The organism is Acidovorax sp. 100 (assembly GCF_003688355.1).
Lineage (GTDB): Bacteria > Pseudomonadota > Gammaproteobacteria > Burkholderiales > Burkholderiaceae_C > Acidovorax > Acidovorax delafieldii.
Window position 1 is genome coordinate 4,620,182 of the sequence record NZ_REFD01000001.1, and the last position, 16,635, is coordinate 4,636,816.

At 65.2% G+C, this 16,635-nt stretch carries 14 protein-coding genes; 3 read left to right on the forward strand and 11 right to left on the reverse strand.

All coding sequences use genetic code 11. The features are described 5' to 3' along the window. Window positions 1–126 precede the first annotated feature (126 nt). Window positions 127–1,026 carry a DMT family transporter gene (locus C8C96_RS21110; RefSeq protein ID WP_056747460.1) on the forward strand — a complete coding sequence of 300 codons (900 nt, stop codon included), beginning with the start codon at window positions 127–129 and terminating at the stop codon, window positions 1,024–1,026. Between the two features lie 97 nt (window positions 1,027–1,123). Here the strand turns inward: C8C96_RS21110 and C8C96_RS21115 are convergent, their stop codons facing one another. The 3 genes from C8C96_RS21115 to C8C96_RS21125 all read right to left on the reverse strand — a co-directional run bounded on the left by C8C96_RS21115 (window position 1,124) and on the right by C8C96_RS21125 (window position 5,889). Next, on the reverse strand, window positions 1,124–3,793 hold the full coding sequence (locus C8C96_RS21115; RefSeq protein WP_121944126.1) for an EAL domain-containing protein: 2,670 nt from the start codon (window positions 3,791–3,793) through the stop codon (window positions 1,124–1,126). Next, entirely contained in the window at window positions 3,790–4,905 is a 1,116-nt protein-coding gene (locus tag C8C96_RS21120; protein ID WP_233584286.1) for a TRAP transporter substrate-binding protein, read from the reverse strand. The genes C8C96_RS21115 and C8C96_RS21120 overlap by 4 nt, the downstream gene beginning before the upstream one ends. Window positions 4,906–5,058: 153 nt before the next feature. After that, a complete protein-coding gene (locus C8C96_RS21125) occupies window positions 5,059–5,889 on the reverse strand; it encodes an SDR family oxidoreductase (RefSeq protein ID WP_121943533.1) in 831 nt (276 codons plus the stop codon). Between the two features lie 64 nt (window positions 5,890–5,953). Between C8C96_RS21125 and C8C96_RS21130 the strand changes: the two genes are divergently transcribed. After that, complete coding sequence (locus tag C8C96_RS21130) at window positions 5,954–6,580, forward strand: SH3 domain-containing protein (protein WP_121943534.1); 627 nt, start codon at window positions 5,954–5,956, stop codon at window positions 6,578–6,580. Between the two features lie 12 nt (window positions 6,581–6,592). Further along, entirely contained in the window at window positions 6,593–7,633 is a 1,041-nt protein-coding gene (locus tag C8C96_RS21135; RefSeq protein ID WP_121943535.1) for a M48 family metalloprotease, read from the forward strand. A 56-nt stretch (window positions 7,634–7,689) separates the two neighbouring features. Here C8C96_RS21135 and C8C96_RS21140 read toward each other — a convergent pair whose 3' ends face one another. The 8 genes from C8C96_RS21140 to C8C96_RS21175 form a co-directional block, all read right to left on the reverse strand. Further along, window positions 7,690–8,589 (reverse strand): DMT family transporter, encoded by a 900-nt coding sequence (locus C8C96_RS21140; protein ID WP_121943536.1) that lies wholly within the window; start codon window positions 8,587–8,589, stop codon window positions 7,690–7,692. Between the two features lie 190 nt (window positions 8,590–8,779). Beyond that, the gene (locus C8C96_RS21145; protein ID WP_056060948.1) at window positions 8,780–10,078 is read right to left on the reverse strand and encodes a DUF3422 family protein; all 1,299 of its coding nucleotides are present in this window, start codon (window positions 10,076–10,078) and stop codon (window positions 8,780–8,782) included. 118 nt (window positions 10,079–10,196) lie between these two features. Next, window positions 10,197–11,708 carry a tripartite tricarboxylate transporter permease gene (locus tag C8C96_RS21150; RefSeq protein WP_056747454.1) on the reverse strand — a complete coding sequence of 504 codons (1,512 nt, stop codon included), beginning with the start codon at window positions 11,706–11,708 and terminating at the stop codon, window positions 10,197–10,199. Window positions 11,709–11,723: 15 nt separating this feature from the next. Next, entirely contained in the window at window positions 11,724–12,212 is a 489-nt protein-coding gene (locus tag C8C96_RS21155) for a tripartite tricarboxylate transporter TctB family protein (protein ID WP_056747453.1), read from the reverse strand. Between the two features lie 200 nt (window positions 12,213–12,412). After that, window positions 12,413–14,206, reverse strand: a complete 1,794-nt coding sequence (locus C8C96_RS21160) for a GspE/PulE family protein (protein ID WP_121943537.1) — start codon at window positions 14,204–14,206, stop codon at window positions 12,413–12,415. 13 nt (window positions 14,207–14,219) lie between these two features. Continuing rightward, entirely contained in the window at window positions 14,220–14,984 is a 765-nt protein-coding gene (locus C8C96_RS21165) for a spermidine synthase (protein WP_121943538.1), read from the reverse strand. After that, entirely contained in the window at window positions 14,985–15,614 is a 630-nt protein-coding gene (locus C8C96_RS21170; RefSeq protein WP_121943539.1) for a DNA-deoxyinosine glycosylase, read from the reverse strand. A 143-nt stretch (window positions 15,615–15,757) separates the two neighbouring features. Next, window positions 15,758–16,588: a TatD family hydrolase gene (locus C8C96_RS21175; RefSeq protein WP_121944128.1), complete on the reverse strand. Its 831-nt coding sequence runs from the start codon at window positions 16,586–16,588 to the stop codon at window positions 15,758–15,760. Window positions 16,589–16,635: the final 47 nt, after the last annotated feature.

Genomic DNA, 16,635 nt, shown 5'->3' on the forward strand with positions numbered 1-16,635 from the left:
CTCAACGGCGGCCATCCTGCCACGAATCGCACGCGGTTGCCGACGGCCCTTGCGGCACCGGTGCGTGCTGGGGCCTTGTGCCCCGGGCGCAGCAGGGCCCGGGCTGCACCGTTACAGTGCAGCCCCATGACTCAAAAAATCACACCCGGCACGGCCGTGCTGCTGGTGATTCCGCCCCTGCTGTGGGCCGGCAACGCTGTGGTGGGGCGGCTGGTCCATGACCTGATTCCCCCCATCACCCTGAACTTCATCCGCTGGGTGCTGGCCTTTGCCATCCTGCTGCCCCTGGCCCATGGCGTGCTGCGCGCCGATAGCCCGCTGTGGCCGCACTGGCGCCGCTATGCGCTGCTGGGCCTGCTCGGCATCGGGGCCTACAACGCGCTGCAGTACATGGCGCTGCAAACCTCCACCCCCATCAACGTGACGCTGGTCGGCTCCAGCATGCCGGTGTGGATGCTGGCCGTGGGCGCGCTGTTCTTCGGGGCCACCGTCACGCGGCGGCAGGTGCTGGGGGCATTGCTGTCGGTGTGTGGTGTGCTGCTGGTGCTGAGCCGGGGCGAGTGGTCGCAGCTGCTGGCCTTCCGCCTGGTGCCGGGCGATTTGTTCATGCTGCTGGCCACCATCTCATGGGCTTTCTACAGCTGGCTGCTGTCGCGCACTAGCGAGCCCACCAGCATCCGGGGCGACTGGGCTGCGTTTTTGATGGCACAAATGGTGTTTGGACTGGCCTGGTCGGGCAGCTTTGCGGGGGCCGAATGGGCCAGCGGGCGCACGCACATCGCATGGGGATGGCCGCTGATAGCCGCCCTGGCCTTCATCGCCGTGGGGCCTGCGGTGCTGGCCTACCGCTGCTGGGGGGTGGGCGTGCAACGCGCCGGGCCCGCAGCTGCCGGGTTTTTCATCAACCTCACGCCGCTGTTTGCCGGGGTGCTCTCGGCGGCCTTTCTGGGCGACACGCCCAAGGCGTTCCATGCCGTGGCGTTCGCGCTGATCGTGGGTGGCATTGTGGTGTCGTCACGACGTTGACGGGTTTCATTTTTGGCTCAAACCGGCGGTAGCGCTAGTATTTATTGCCCCAATTGCTACACAAAAAATAGCAAACGGCGCGGCTTTTCTGGGCCCATCAACCCGGGGCAGTGACCGTGGTGGCCGACTCCATCAACGCCTCCAGGTCCATCACCGGGGTGGGCCGCCCCAGCAGATAGCCCTGGAAGTACACACAGCCGTGCCGGGCCAGGAAGTCCTTCTGTGCCTCGGTTTCCACCCCTTCGGCAATCACATCCAGCTCCAGGTTGCGTGCCATGCCCAGAATGGTCTGGACGATCACATCGTCGGTGTGCCGCACCCCCAGGTTGCGCACAAAGGACTGGTCGATCTTGAGCTGGTCCAGCGGCAGCCGCGTGAGATACGCCAGCGATGAATAGCCGGTGCCAAAGTCGTCCACCGAAAAGCGCACGCCCTTGGTCTTGAGCATGCCGATCTTGGCGATGGTGTCGTCCACGTTGTCCAGCACCAGCGATTCGGTGAGTTCGAGCTTGAGCAGGTGCGGCTTGGCGCCCGTCTCGCGCAGCACCTCCACCACCCGGGCCACAAAGTCGCGCTGGCGGAACTGCCGCGCACTCACGTTGACCGACACCTGCAGGTGCCGGTACCGCTCGTCCCCCTGCCAGGCCGCCAGTTGCTCGCAGGCCGTGCGCAGCACCCAGTGGCCCATGGGCACGATGAGTTCGCTTTCTTCGGCCACGCCTATGAACTCGCCGGGCGCAACCAGCCCGCGCTCGGGGTGCTGCCACCGGATCAGGGCCTCGGCGCCCACCATGCGGCCATCCAGGTGGAACTGCGGCTGGTAATGCAGCACAAACTGCCGCGCTGTGAGCGCCATCTGCAGGTCGGTCTCCAGCTGCGCGCGCATGCTGATGACGATCTGCATCTGGGGGTCAAAAAAGCACAGCGCGTTGCGCCCTTGCGATTTGACCTGGTACATGGCGATGTCAGCCTCTTTCAGCAGGTCCACCGACGACTGCAGACTGCCGCCCATCAGCGTGGCGCCAATGCTGGGCGTGCTGTGGTGCGTGTTCCCCCCCAGCGTGTATGGCACGTTGAGTTTGCGCAGGATCTTCTCGCCCACCCGGCGCGCCTGGGCGGCGGCCTCATCACGGTGCACCGACAGGTCGCTGAGCATGACCACGAATTCGTCGCCCCCCAGGCGCGCCACCGTGTCCTCGCGCCGCACGCAGGTCTTCAGGCGCTGGGCCACCTGGCGCAACAGCATGTCGCCCACCTCATGGCCCCGCGTGTCGTTCAGGGTCTTGAAGTGGTCCAGGTCCAGGAACAACAAGGCGCCGTACTGCCCGCTGCGCACGCTGGCGGCAATGGCTTGCTGCATGCGGTCCATCAACAGACGGCGGTTGGGCAGGTTGGTCAGCGGGTCGTAAAAGGCCAGGCTCTCAATCTCCGTGCTGGCCTTGCGCAGCGCAGTCACGTCGTGGTAGCTGATGACGAGGCCGCCATCGGGCGTGGCGCGTTCGGTGATCTGGATGGTGCTGCCGTTGGCGTACGACTGTTCACGCGGCTCGGGCTGGTGCTTTTGCCGCTCCAGGCGCTGGCTCACCCACCGCTTGCGCTCATCGTCGGACAGGCGGGGCACATGGTGCTCCACCGTGGCCTCCAGCACCGTTCGGAACGGAATGAGGGGTGTGATCACGCCCTGCAGCCACGGGAGAATCGTCTCCAGCTGGCGGTTCCACTGCACCACGCGATGCTGGCTGTCCAATAGCAAGAAACCGCTCACCATGGACTCCAGCGCCTGGTCCAGCGTGGCCTTGGACTGCGCGATGGCCAGGCGGGCCTGGGACATCCGGTCCACATAGCGCAGCGCCAGCACCCCCGCCGCAAAGATCATGGCGATGAACAGTGCGGTGGTCAGCGCAATGGCATCGCGCTGGTCGCGCCAGCCGGCGAGTGCCGCATCCAGCGGAATGCTGGCCGCGATGCGCAAGTCCTGGTACAGGATGGGCCGGAACACCACCAGCGATGGCTCGCCGGTCAATCGCGCAGGGGCCTGCCAGGCCATTCCCCGGTCGACCAAATCTCCGATGGGCGGCGTGAGGGTGGGCGCGGTCACGTCTTCGCGGTTGGGCACGCTCAGCAGCAGTTGCCCGGTGGCGCGCTCCAGCGTGACCTGCAGGCCGCTGATGTCCACGCCCTGTACCAGCACCGAGCTGAGGGCCGACACCGGCAGCTCGGCCACAGCCACCACCCGCGAGCTGTCCGCCATGCGCAGGTGGCGAGCGAAGTACAACACTTTCTCGGAACTGGCAAAGCTCACCACCGGCGCGCTGACCATCAGGGTGGATACAGGTTGCTCCAGCACGCTCTCCAGAAAACCGGCCGGCAGTTGCACCAACAGGCTGGCGCCTGCGGGGTCGGACGACGCCAACGCCTTGCCCGTGCTGTCGAGCACCGCCACGTAGCGCACCATGAGGTTCTGCCGCGCCGACCCCCGCAGCCGCTGGCTGGCCGTATCGGCATCCAGCCACTTGGGCATGGCATTGGACAGTCCCAGCAGCTCGTCCATGCTGGCCAGCAGCACGTCCACGGCCAGCAGCGAGCGGTTGAGTGCCGCCTCTGCGCCCGCCACAAAGCGCGTGGCCTGGGCCTCGCTATCGGCCAGCGCGGCCTGGCGGGCATTCCACGCCAGGGTGCCGGCCACCGCCACCACGGCCGCCACAAACACTGCAGCGCCCGCCCAAACATAGGCCTTGATGCGCGAAGGTGCGGCGGACTCTGTCATTTCGCAGGCGCTGCCTGCAGCCCACGCGCTGGCCCGATGGTCTGGTTCCAGACCTGCGCGCAGCGAGCGCCGCAACGCTGCACCCAGCGCGGCAACACAGTGGATTCAAGGATCTCCTGGCGGCTGCGCTCATCCTGGGGCGACACGGGCACCACCACCATGCTGCCCTTGGTGCCAGCGCTGCAGGTGGAGGCACCCCGGTTGCAAGCCAGCCCGTCGGCAGTTTCACGCTCGGACTCGGCCCAGATGGCGGCTTCCAGGCGGGGCAGTTCGCGCTTGAGCAGCGTGCGCAGGTCGGCCGGCAGCGCCGCCCAGGCGGCTTGGTTGGCACCGAACACGGCAAGCCCCCAGGTCACCGGCAGGGTGTGCACGTGGGTGGTGAGCGACGGCAGGCCAAGCATGTTGCCCGACATGGTGCCGGTAATGGCGCATTCGGTATTGCCCGCGGTCAAGCTCGGCACGATCTGCGAAAAACTGGTCAGCACGGGCACCCCGCCCAAGGCGCCCACAAAGTCGGCCTGGCTGGCCGACGACACACGCACGCGGCGGCCAGTGAGTTCGGCCAGCGTGCGCAGTGGCTTCTTGCAGAACACCACCTGCGCCGGGTACACATAGATGGCAAGTGCCTCGACACCATGCTGCTCACGCAACGCCTTTTCGAGGTAGGGGCGAAACGCCGCCAGCGTGGTCTTGAGCGTGGCAAGGTCGGGGTTCAGTCCGGCCAGGTCAGGCGCTGTGTATTCGGGGTATTGCGCGGTGAACGAACTCATCAGGGTGGTGCCAAAAGGAACCACGCCCAGCTGCAACAAACGCAGCATCTCGGCCCCGGGCACGCCGGCCCGGTCAAAGGGCACGATCTCTGCCTGGAAGCGCCCGGCGCTCAGGCGAGAAAGCTCCTTGGTCCAGAAGGGCTCTTCCTGCCGGACGTACTGGCTGATACCGGCCAGACCGCCCACGATGCGCAACCGGTACGGAGCTGCCGCTGTGGTGCCCGCACCCGCCGCGCTGGCCGCATCGGCGGCCTGCACAGCAGCCCCAACGCACAGCGCCAGACACAGCAGGGTGCAGTGGCGTTTCAGGCGCGGCAGAAAGGGAGTGTGGACAGATTGCATGGCGGCGGACAGTGGCAGGCGCTGGCCCGCAGTATTCCACCAATTATTCAGCGCTCCGGTAAAGCTGTCGGCAAAACACCACGCCAGCTTCCGTTCTGCGGGAGCACTGCGCCACACAGCCCACCAGCCGGGCCTCGTCGGGCCCGGCCTGCGTCAGAACGTACCGGGGTAGGCACCACCGTCGGCCAGCACGTTCTGCCCCGTCATGTAGCCCGCGTGCACGCTGCACAGGAAGGCGCAAATGGCACCAAACTCTTCGGCAGAGCCATACCGCCCTGCCGGGATCTGCGCCTGCTGCGCGGAGCGCACATCCTGGACGCTCTTGCCCGCCTTGCTGGCGGCTGCCGTAACGGTGGCTGCGAGCCGGTCGGTGTCGAACTTGCCAGGCAGCAGGTTGTTGATGGTCACCCCGCTCGCTGCAATCTTGCTGCGCGACACACCCGCCACAAACCCCGTGAGACCACTGCGCGCGCCGTTGGACAGGCCCAGGATGTCGATGGGCGCCTTCACGGCGCTGGAAGTGATGTTGACGATGCGGCCAAACCCGCGTGCAGCCATGCCATCCACCGTGGCCTGAATCAACTCGATAGGGGTCAGCATGTTGGCGTCCACAGCCTTGATCCAGGCGTCGCGGTTCCAGTCGCGGAAGTCGCCGGTGGGTGGGCCGCCTGCGTTGGTGACCACGATGTCGAAGTCACGGCCCGGTCCTCCGGCCACCGAGAACACCGCCGCACGCCCTTCGGGCGTGGTGATGTCGGCCGCCACAGCCAGCACCTGGGGTGAGGCACCCTTTTGGCCGCTGGCGCCGGTCTTGTTTGCACTTTCAGCTATCAAACGAGTAGCAGCCTGTTCGAGCGCCTCGGCACTGCGGGCGTTGATGACCACATTGACACCCTCGCGCACCAAAGCCTGCGCGCAGCCATAGCCCAGCCCCTTGCTCGCGCCACACACCAGCGCCCATTTGCCTGCAATACCCAAATCCATAACAATCTCCGGTTTCACGCTGCATGCCGCAGCCACAACAAATCATAAGTGGAGAGTTACAAAAATGATCCGGCTGCACTGCAGAGCCCTGACTCCCTGGCTGGCATCGGGCGTGATGGCTCTCGCGCCTTTTCTGACAGGCACAGCACATGCCCAGGAGGCAGCCGTCGTCAAACGCGCCACCCAGCTGCGCGACAGTCCCACAGAAAACGGCGCCAGTGTGGCGCCCCTGGAAGCCAACGCGGTGGTCACGCGCACCAGTGAGCGCAAGGGCCCCTGGACCAAGGTCAGTACGCAACAAGGCGCCACGGGCTGGGTGCATATGTTTGACCTGAGCCCGCAGTCTGGCGCTGCTCCTACCAGTGGAAATGCAGCCACCAGCGGCATGCGCGGCCTGGGCGGCCTGTTTGGCAGCAACAGCGGCAGCACGACGACCGCCACCTCCACCGTGGGCATCCGGGGTCTGGGAGCCGAAGACATCGCCAAGGCGCAACCCAACCCTGCAGCCGTGACCCAGGCCGAGGGGCTGCGGGTCAACGCCGACCAAGCCCGCCAGTTCGCCAGCAATGCGTCGCTGCAGCCACGCAACGTGGCACCCCTGGCGGAGCCGCCCCGGCCCTCCTCCAGCAGCGGATCGGGGGCGACAGGCTCGTCCAACAATCCGTCCGACCCCAATTTCAGCCCCAACTGAGCGAGAGCTGCCATGCGTCTGCCCCCATCCCTCTCCCGCATCCGGCTGCTCGCTGCGGCGTGCACCGCCCTGGCCCTGACCCTGCTCCCCAGCCAGGGACAGAGCCAGGGGGTCATGAATCTGCTCAACGCCCTGGGTGGTGGCAGCTCCACCAGCAACACCGGCGGAGGCCTGCTGGGCGCCATCACCGGTGGAGGCAGCCCCGCAGGCCAGGGGGATGACCTCATCAGCATGCTCACCCGTTCGGTCGAGAGCATCGACGAGCCCCGCGAGATCGAAATCGGCCGCCAACTCTCGGCCGTGCTGCTGGGCAGCAAACCCCTGCACCCGGACATGGCACTGCAGCGGTATGTGAATCAGCTGGGGCGCTGGATCAGCCTGCAATCGCCCCGCCCCAACCTGCCGTGGACCTTTGTGGTGCTGGACGACTCGGGGTACAACGCCTTTGCGGCCCCGGGGGGGTATGTGTTCGTGACCAAGGGCCTGATCGACCGCTGCGCCGACGAGGCCGAGCTGGCTGGCATCCTCGCCCACGAAATCACCCACGTCACCGCCAAACACCACCTGCTGGCCATTCGCAAGACGGCACAGTCGGGCATGCTGACCCAGTTGGTGGCTTCGCAGATCAAGACCAACGCCGTGGGCAACGTGGTGGCCTCGCAATTTTTGGCACTGGGGCGCAACCTGTACGCACGCGGCCTGGACCAGACCGATGAGTACGATGCCGACCGCACGGGCGTGGCCCTGGCCACCCGCGCGGGGTTTGATCCTTATGGACTGGTGTCGGTGCTCCAGCACCTGCGCACCGCTACGCCTGACAACCCGGCCTTCACGCTGGCACTGGCCACGCACCCGCCGGCACAGGCGCGCCTGGAGCAACTGGAGCTGGCCATGGGCAAGAACCTCGATGGATTCACCGGCACGGCCCCCGTGACGGTGGCCCAGCGCATGAATCCCAAGACTGCACCCGCAGCAGCTGCGGTGCCGTCGCCTGCAGCACCGGCCGAGGCACCAGCCCGCAGCAAGGCAGCCCCCAAAAAGAAGACGTCATAAAAGCAAGCAGGGCGGCCCTTGTCACGGCGGCCCAAAGGGCTGCGGGATGTGGGCTGTCAGGCCCTGCGCGCCATGCGGGTAAAAATGAAGATACCCGCGACCACGAGCACCGTCCCGGCAGCGACCCACACCGTGAACGGTTCGCCGAGAATCCACACGCCCATGAGGATGGTAGACAACGGGCCCACCATGCCCGTCTGCGCGGCCATGCCTGCGCCGATGCGCTCAATGGCCATCATCACCATCAGCACGGGCGCGGCCGTGCACAAGGTGGCGTTGAGCAACGACAGCCAGATCACCTCAGGCGCAACGACTGCCGCACTCAGCGGCCGCAGCACCACAAACTGCAACAGGCAGCACAGGCAAGCCACGGTGGTGGCAAGCCCCACCAACCGCAGCGCGCCCAGGCGCTGCACCATCTCGCCGCTGTAAACCAGGTAGATGGCATAGCTGACTGCGCTCAGGAACACCAGCAAGGTGCCCCAGGCAGCATTGGCACCCTGCAGGTTGGCCTCGTGGCCAAACACCAGAACCACGCCGCTGTAGCTCACCAGCATGCCTGCCGCCTGGGTCCAGCGGATACCACGTCCGTACAACACCCAGCCCAGCAACACGACCAGCGTGGGGTTGAGGTACAGGATGAGGCGCTCCAGGCTGGCGCTGATATAGGCAAGCCCTGCAAAGTCGAGAAAACTCGCCAGATAGTAGCCGGTGACACCCAGGCCCAGCACGCCCAGCCAGTCCTTGCGGGTGAGCGGCGGTTTGCCCCGGCTGGCCCACCAGGCCATCACGGCAAAGATGGGCAGCGCAAACAGCATGCGGTACATGATGAGCGTGACCGCATCCACCCCATGGCGGTAGGCCAGCTTGACGATGATGGCCTTGCCGCTAAAGGCGATGGAGCCCAGGAATGCCAGCACAAGGCCGGAGGCAATGCTCTTCTTTTCAGTGGTCACGGGTACGAAGGGACGCAAAGCGCCTGCTGAAGTATCTGCCGGACAGTGGTCGCCGGAGCGTTGCGCCCAGTGTGACACGGCAAGGCTGGTGCAGGCCATCGAACCTCTGCGCGGGCGCCCCCTTCATCAACGATGGCTGACAAGCCAAAGTGCACCCCGTGCCGCTCGACAGATCGGTGGGCCAACCGCCTTAGCGGTGTTTGTGGAACACCCGCTGGTGCAGCCGCCGCAGTGACCACCACACCCCTGCCGCCACCACCGGAATCGCGAGGGCTGCCGTAGTCTCCGGCGACAACGGCCAGCCCAGTTTCTGCGCGCCCTTGGCCAGATAGCTGACGAGCCCGACGATGTAATAGGTAATGGCCGCCACAGACAACCCCTCCACGGTGGACTGCATCTGCAACTGCAGATCCTGCCGGTGGTTCATGGTGGTCAGCAGCGCCTGGCTGCTTTGCTGCTGTTCGATCTCTACCCGGGTGCGCAGCAGGTTGCTCATGCGCGATACGCGCTGCGACAGCGCATCCTGCCGACGGGTTGCCCACTCACAGGTACTCCGAGCGGGGGTCAGGCGCCGGTCCATGAACTCCCGGATGGTCTGCATGCCCGCCAGGCGGGACTCGGCAATGTCCTGGATACGGCGGTCCAGCAATTCAAAGTAGGCACTGCTGGCCGAGAAGCGCGAGTGCGTGGCTGCGTACTGACTTTCCACCTGCCCGGCCAGGCGCGTCAGCCGGTCGAGCAAGGCGGGCTCGTCATCACGGTTGGCAGTGCGGATGGCTTCAGCCAGCGCCGCTAGTTCGCGCTCAGCAAAGGCCAGCACGCTGGCAGCCTCGCGAGCGGCAGGCAGACCGAGCAAGGCTGCCATGCGGTAGGTCTCGATTTCCAGCAGGCGCTGCACCAAACGCCCCAGGCGCCGTGGTGTCATGCCCCCTGCGAGCAGCACCATGCGCGAAAAGCCGTCGGCGTGGATCGCAAAGTCGGTGTACACCTCACCATGCCCGTCGGCCACGGTAGAGGCTACCAATGTGTCTTCGTGCAGAACATGCTTGACCAGAGAGCCCGATCCAAAGGTGTGTGTGGGCAGCACCCACAGGTTCAGGCTGCACAGGCACTGGCCGGGCAAAGCTGCAAGCCAGTCGTGCGGAACGGAATCCACGGCACTGACCGGCTCCCGCTCTCCAAAAGCCTCCACTGGAGCCGGGACCATGAAGGTCCAGGTGACGAATTCGGTGTGCATCTCCCAGCGCATCCGAAAAGCGCCCAAGTCCATCCGTAAGTGGGTGGTCTGGGCGTCGGGCAGCGCCATGTGGTGGTCCCGCAGGAGCGCGGCCACATGGGCCCGGCTGGCCTCGCGCCCTGCCGCATCGGCCAGCATCACGATGTGCGCGATGGCCAGCGGGGCATTCATCGCCTCGGGCGGGCGGGCGTGGATTTCGTTGTGCAGCATCGCCCGGTGCGGGTGCTGCGTGGGATGAAACGGTGTAGACATGCGGACCTCTGCCCGCAATTGTGTACTGGCGACAGCCGTACCACGTGGACGCCACTGCCCAAAAAACAACGGCACCCGAAGGTGCCGTTGATCAGGGTGAGAAAAGAATCGGAACCGATCAGTCTTCCACAAACGCTTCTTCGCGCTTGTTCTTGACTGAAGGCAGCAGCACGATGATGAGCAGCAGTGCCGCAGCCGCCAACAGGCCAGCCGACAACGGACGCGTCACAAACACGCTCCAGTCACCACGCGACAGCAGCAGCGCACGGCGCAGGTTCTCTTCCATCATGGGGCCCAGAATGAAGCCGAGCAGCAGCGGTGCCGGTTCGGTACCCAGCTTGTAGAAGATGTAGCCAATCAGACCGAACGCACCCACCATCCAGATGTCGAAGGTGTTGTTGTTGGTGGAGTACACACCCACCGCGCAGAACAGCACGATGGACGGATACAGCCAGCGGTAAGGCACGGTCAGCAGCTTGATCCAGATGCCGATCAGCGGCAGGTTCAGGATGATCAGCATCGCATTGCCGATCCACATCGAAGCAATCAGGCCCCAGAACAATTCGGGGTTGCTGGTCATCACCTGGGGACCAGGCTGGATGTTGTGAATGGTCATGGCACCCACCATCAGCGCCATCACGGCGTTGGGAGGAATGCCCAGCGTCAGCAGCGGGATGAACGAGGTTTGTGCACCGGCGTTGTTGGCAGCTTCCGGAGAAGCCACGCCACGGATATTGCCCTGGCCGAAAGGCACTTCGCCGGGTTGCAGCTTGGTCTTCTTTTCCAGCGTGTAGGCAGCAAAAGCAGCCAACAGCGCACCGCCACCAGGCAGGATACCCAGTGCAGAACCCAGCGCGGTACCACGCAGCACGGCGGGAATCATGCGCTTGAAATCGTCCTTGGTCGGGAACAGACCCTCGACCTTGGCAGTGAACACTTCGCGTTCGTCATCAGGACGCGAGAGGTTGGCAATGATTTCGCCGTAACCGAACACGCCCATGGCGATGGTCACAAAACCGATGCCGTCGGTCAGCTCAGGGATATCGAAGCTGAAGCGGGCCACGCCCGAGTTCACGTCGGTACCCACCAGACCCATCAGCAGGCCCAGCACGATCATGGCCACCGCCTTGAGCAACGAGCCCGATGCCAGCACCACTGCACCGATGAGACCCAGCACCATCAGCGAGAAGTACTCGGCAGGACCGAACTTGAACGCGACTTCGGTCAGCGGAGGCGCAAAGGCTGCCAGGATCAGCGTACCCACGCAGCCCGCGAAGAACGAACCCAGACCTGCAGCCGCCAGCGCCGGCCCCGCTCGACCCTTGCGCGCCATCTGGTAACCGTCAATCACGGTCACCACCGACGAGGACTCGCCTGGCAGGTTCACCAGAATGGCGGTGGTGGAACCACCATACTGGGCACCGTAGTAAATACCAGCCAGCATGATCAGCGCCGCCACCGGGGGCAGCGCATAGGTGGCGGGCAGCAGCATGGCGATGGTCGCCACCGGGCCAATGCCTGGCAGCACGCCAATGAGCGTGCCGAGCAAGCAGCCCACGAAGCAGTAAATCAGGTTCTGGAACGTGAAAGCAACGCCAAAACCCAGCGCGAGGTTATTGAATAATTCCATGGTCGGTGCTCCTGCTTAACCTGCGATGAAACTCGGCCACACAGGAAACTGCAGCTTGAGCGCCCACACAAAAGCCACGTAGCTGCCGATGGCAAGCACGGTGGCCAGAACAAACACACCCTTGGCATTGAACTCATTGCCAGCCAGGCTGGAGATGAAGGTCAGTGCATAGATGCCCACGATGAGGCCCATGGCCGGGATGCCCATGCTGGGCAGGCCACCCAGCAGAATGCCGAAGGCAAAGTTGGCAGCCAAAATGAAGAACAGCGGCTTCCAGGCCCATTTGCCGATCTTGTCGCCGTCGGCGGTTTCCACGGTCAGCGCCTTGAAGGTGATCACGCTGCCGATGAGGGCCAGCAAGATACCCAGCAACAACGGGAAGTAGCCAGGGCCCATGCGCGCGCCCGTGCCCACGTTGTAAGTGGTGGCACCCCACGCAAATGCGATCCCTACGCCCATGAACATGAGCCCGGACGCAAAGTCTTTATTACTCTTGATTTTCACGAATTGTCTCCTTGACGGAATTCTCGACTGCGCGATTGTGCTGGCAAGGAGCGGGCGGCGCGATGTGGATTCCACCTACATCCGGTAACGCTCTGCCCACACTGACAACAGCACCCTCACCCCGCAGCCCCTCTCAGAGACCAGAAAAGAAGGGCCAACGGAGAAGATTGCCCAGAACGCAATCTCGCCCGCCCCGTTTCTCACTCCAGGGGCGGTGTGGCCGCAATCACCTCTTCCATGGTGGTCAGCCCCTCCGCCACGCGCAACGCACCCGCCAGGCGCAAGGGACGCATGCCGTCTTGCACGGCCTGGCGGCGCAGTACATCAATGGAAGGCGCCTGGGTGATTTTGTCCTTGAGCGCCTCGCTGACGGTGAGCAATTCATAGAGCCCCATGCGGCCCCTGAAACCGCCCATGCGGCAATCCACGCAGCCGACCGGCTTGTACGGGTGGTAGCTACCACTGATCTTCCAGGGCTTGACCACCTCGGTCAGGGCTTCGCGGCTCGCGGCCTCATCCTTTTGTTTGCACTGCTTGCACAGCGTGCGCACCAGCCGTTGGGCCAGCACGCCCAGCAAGGTGGCATTGAGGAGGTACGACGGAACACCCAGCTCCATCATGCGGGTGATGGCGCTGGGGGCATCGTTGGTGTGCAGGGTAGAGAACACCAGGTGGCCTGTCAGCGCCGCCTGGATGGCCATCTCGGCGGTCTCCAGGTCGCGGATCTCACCCACCATGATGATGTCAGGGTCCTGCCGCATCAGGGCGCGCAGGCCTTCGGCAAAGTTGAAGTCGAGCTGCGGCTGCACCTGGGTCTGGTTGAAGCTGGGCTCGATCATTTCGATGGGGTCTTCCACCGTGCTCACGTTGACCTCTTCGGTGGCCACGCGCTTCAGGGTCGAGTACAGCGTGGTGGTCTTGCCCGAGCCCGTGGGGCCAGTCACCAGGATGATGCCGTGCGGCCGCTTGACCAACGCCTCCCAGCGCTGCGCATCGTGCTGCGCAAACCCCAGGGCATCAAGGTCCTTGACCGCGTTGTCCGGGTCAAAAATGCGCATGACCATCTTTTCGCCAAACGCAGTGGGCAAGGTGGACAGGCGCATTTCCACCTCTTCGCCCCGCTGGTTGCGGGTCTTGATGCGGCCGTCCTGTGGGCGCCGTTTTTCCACCACGTCGATGCGACCCAACAACTTGATGCGCGCCACCATCGCGTTGTGCACGCCCATGGGCATCTGGTAGACCGGGTGCAGCACACCGTCGATGCGAAAACGGATCACGCCCTGGTCGCGGCGCGGCTCCAGGTGAATGTCGCTCGCGCGCTGGTCAAACGCGTACTGCCAGAGCCAGTCCACCACCTTGACCACGCCCTGGTCGTTGGCATCGAGCTGCTTGTTGCTCTTGCCCAGCTCCACCAACTGCTCAAAGCTGCTGCCACCCGAGTTGCCGCCAGCCTTCTGCGCGGCGCGCACCGACTTGGCCAGCGCAAAAAATTCAGCCGTGAAGCGGTGGATGTCTTGGGGGTTCGCCACCACCCGGCGCACCGAGCGGCGCGACTGGCGCTCCACCTCGGCCACCCAGTCATCAATGAAAGGCTCGGCCGTGGCCACCACCACTTCTTTGCTGGTCACCTGCACAGGCAGCACCTTGTGGCGTTCCGCATAAGTGGCGCTCATGGTGTCTGCTACGCGCCCCACATCCACCTTGAGGGGGTCGATGCGCAGGTAGGCGAGGCCCGCACGTTGCGCCAGATACTCGGACAGCGCCTCGATGTCGAGCGGCTTGCTATCGCTGACGCGCTCCATGGCCACACTGGCCAGGCGTACCAGGGCATGCTGGGAGCTCTCGGCCTGCGAACAGCGGGCGATGGTGCGTTGCGCTTCCTCGCGCGAGATCACCTTGTCATCGCTGAGCCACTGCACCATGCGGCGCCAGTCCACCGGGCCAATGTATGAAGCCGACTTCAGCCGGTCAGGGGTCACGACAGGAGCATTCATTGCAAGATTCCTCTCAGGGGTTCACAGGCTTGAACACCCGCAGCCATTTGGTGGTGGGCAGGTCCCACCGCGCCTGAATCGCCTCGGCCCGCTCGGCCAGTTCCGCGCGCTTGGGCCGCGTGGGGGTGCGCTGGGCCAGCACCACCGTGTTGCCTTCACGCGTGGGCTTGAACGCCCACAGCGCATCGCTGCCAAACGCCTGGGACATGCTCTGCAGGCTGCGGTCAAAGCTCGACGCGCGGCCGAACAGGTTCACGGTCATGCAGCCCGTCTCCGTGAGCAGTGCGCGGCAGTCGGCATAAAAATCGGGGCTATCGAGCACGGGGGCCGCAGCCTCGTGGTCATAAAGGTCCACAGCCAGCGCATCCACCGTGCCCAGCCACATGGGGTTCTGGATCTCCTTGGACGCGTCGGCCAGCACCACGCGCAGCTTGGGGCCGTCGGGCGGCAGTTTGAACCACTGGCGGCACACGGCCAGCACCTGCGGGTTCAGCTCGATGGCGGTGGTGCAGATGCGCAGCTTTTTGTGGCAGAACTTGGTGATGGCACCCGCCCCCAGCCCCAACTGCATGGCATGGCCCTTGGACACCTGCGCCAGGTCGGCAAACAGCAGCCAGGCCATCATGCGCTGCACGTACTCCAGCTCCAGGGCAAAGGGCTCGTCGATGCGCATGGAGCCCTGGATCCAGGGTGTGCCCAGGTGCAGGTGACGCACTTCGCCGTCGTCAGACACGCTGACTTCGGGCAGTTCTTGCAAGGTTTCTTTTTTACGGGCCATTCACAGCAATCCGTGCCGGGCCATCACATCGGCCCAGGCGGTCAATTTACGTTCAAAACTCCAGGAGGCGTTGGCCGGGCTGGTCGATGGCAGCCGCACGGCCTCGATGGCACGTGCGCCTGACGTGCCCACATCATGCGGCAAGAGCGTCGGCTGCCCGGCAGCTCCCAGCGCGGCAAGCGCCGCCGGCGCGTGCCGAAAACTCTCCGCACCGTTGTGCGCCAGCGCGGCCAGCAGGGGGCACACACTGCGCAGCGCCGCAAAGTCGTTGAGCCGGGCGTTACGGATACTGGTGTCCAGGCTGCCCTCGCGCTGGCAGCTCTGGTACACGTCCCACAGGCCCAGGCCGCGATCCAGCAGCCAGGCGCAGCGGCCCGCATAGCCATCCAGCCCCGCCGGGGGCAAGGGATGCTGGGGCCACAAGGCCTGCAGGATCTTCCAGAAGTGGTTCTGGGGGTGCGCGTAGTACTGGCGGGCTTGCAATGACGCAGCCCCCGGGAAACTGCCCAGCACCAGCACCACGGTGCACGCACCTGCCACCGGCGGCAGGCCCAGCCAGCGCGCGGATGGGCCGACGGCGTCAGGAGTGGCGGCCACAGACGGATCGGCGGCAACAGGGACTGAGGACATGGGGCAATTTTGGCCCCAAAGGGCCGTCAGCCCCGTCCGGCAGCACAAAAAAGATAGCTGTCGGCCCTTTGCCACAGGGCGTCAAGCTCCCAAATTTCTCCCCATTCATCTTGCTTGCCGATCCCTCATCCACCCTGCAATGGCTACCAGTCTGTCAGCAGCCCCTCCAACCGGGGCAAGGCGGCCAAGGCATTGGCCCTGGTGCTGTCAGCCAGCGCCGGCACAGACTCGCCGCGCAACTGGGCCACCACGGCCGCAATGCCGGGTAGTTCCCCCGGACTGTTGCGGCCCTGGGGCCGCCCTGCAGCGCGCTCAGCCGCCGTGGTGTAGAGCCAGTGGGGCGGAATGTCAGGCGCGTCGGTCTCCAGCACCAGGGCATCGCCGGGCAGCTCGGTGGCCAGACGGCGCAGCTGCAGGGCGCGGTCATAGGTCACCGCACCGCCAAATCCCAGCTTGAAGCCCAGGCCGATGAACGCCTGCGCCTGCTGCAGGCTGCCGTTGAAGGCATGCGCAATGCCGCCGCGCACCGGCAAATCCCGCAGGCCCTTGAGCAGCTTGTCGGCAGAACGGCGCACATGCAGGATCACCGGCAGGTCAAACCGCCGGGCCAGCTGCAGCTGTGCGCGGTAGAACCGCTCCTGGCGCGCCGGGTCGAGGCCCGGCACAAAATAATCGAGGCCGATCTCGCCAATCGCCACCAGGCGCGGGTCGGCGTGGTGCTGCTCCAGGTATCCGGCCAGATGCTGCAAGTCCTCCTCCTCGGCGCGCCCTGTGTAGAGCGGATGAATGCCCAGCGCATAGCTGTCCCCATGCTGGTGCGCCAGCGCCCGCACGGTGTCCCAGTTGCTGCGCTCCACGGCCGGAATCACGCAATGGCAAACGCCTTGCGCCGCAGCCTGTGCACGGACCGCACTGCGGTCGGCATCGAACTCGGGGGCGTCGAGGTGGCAGTGGGTATCGATCCAGGCGGTCATGCGCCGATGATGCCCGATGCAGCCTGCAAAGGCTGCGGTCGCAGGGG

Excerpts from the sequence above, each read along its gene's own strand:
- C8C96_RS21170 (WP_121943539.1), bottom strand. The coding sequence starts at position 15,614 with ATGTCCTCAGTCCCTGTTGCCGCCGATCCGTCTGTGGCCGCCACTCCT.
- C8C96_RS21110 (WP_056747460.1), top strand. The coding sequence starts at position 127 with ATGACTCAAAAAATCACACCCGGCACGGCCGTGCTGCTGGTGATTCCG.
- C8C96_RS21115 (WP_121944126.1), bottom strand. The coding sequence starts at position 3,793 with ATGACAGAGTCCGCCGCACCTTCGCGCATCAAGGCCTATGTTTGGGCG.
- C8C96_RS21135 (WP_121943535.1), top strand. The coding sequence starts at position 6,593 with ATGCGTCTGCCCCCATCCCTCTCCCGCATCCGGCTGCTCGCTGCGGCG.
- C8C96_RS21160 (WP_121943537.1), bottom strand. The coding sequence starts at position 14,206 with ATGAATGCTCCTGTCGTGACCCCTGACCGGCTGAAGTCGGCTTCATAC.
- C8C96_RS21150 (WP_056747454.1), bottom strand. The coding sequence starts at position 11,708 with ATGGAATTATTCAATAACCTCGCGCTGGGTTTTGGCGTTGCTTTCACG.
- C8C96_RS21175 (WP_121944128.1), bottom strand. The coding sequence starts at position 16,588 with ATGACCGCCTGGATCGATACCCACTGCCACCTCGACGCCCCCGAGTTC.
- C8C96_RS21125 (WP_121943533.1), bottom strand. The coding sequence starts at position 5,889 with ATGGATTTGGGTATTGCAGGCAAATGGGCGCTGGTGTGTGGCGCGAGC.
- C8C96_RS21145 (WP_056060948.1), bottom strand. The coding sequence starts at position 10,078 with ATGTCTACACCGTTTCATCCCACGCAGCACCCGCACCGGGCGATGCTG.
- C8C96_RS21130 (WP_121943534.1), top strand. The coding sequence starts at position 5,954 with ATGATCCGGCTGCACTGCAGAGCCCTGACTCCCTGGCTGGCATCGGGC.
- C8C96_RS21120 (WP_233584286.1), bottom strand. The coding sequence starts at position 4,905 with ATGCAATCTGTCCACACTCCCTTTCTGCCGCGCCTGAAACGCCACTGC.
- C8C96_RS21165 (WP_121943538.1), bottom strand. The coding sequence starts at position 14,984 with ATGGCCCGTAAAAAAGAAACCTTGCAAGAACTGCCCGAAGTCAGCGTG.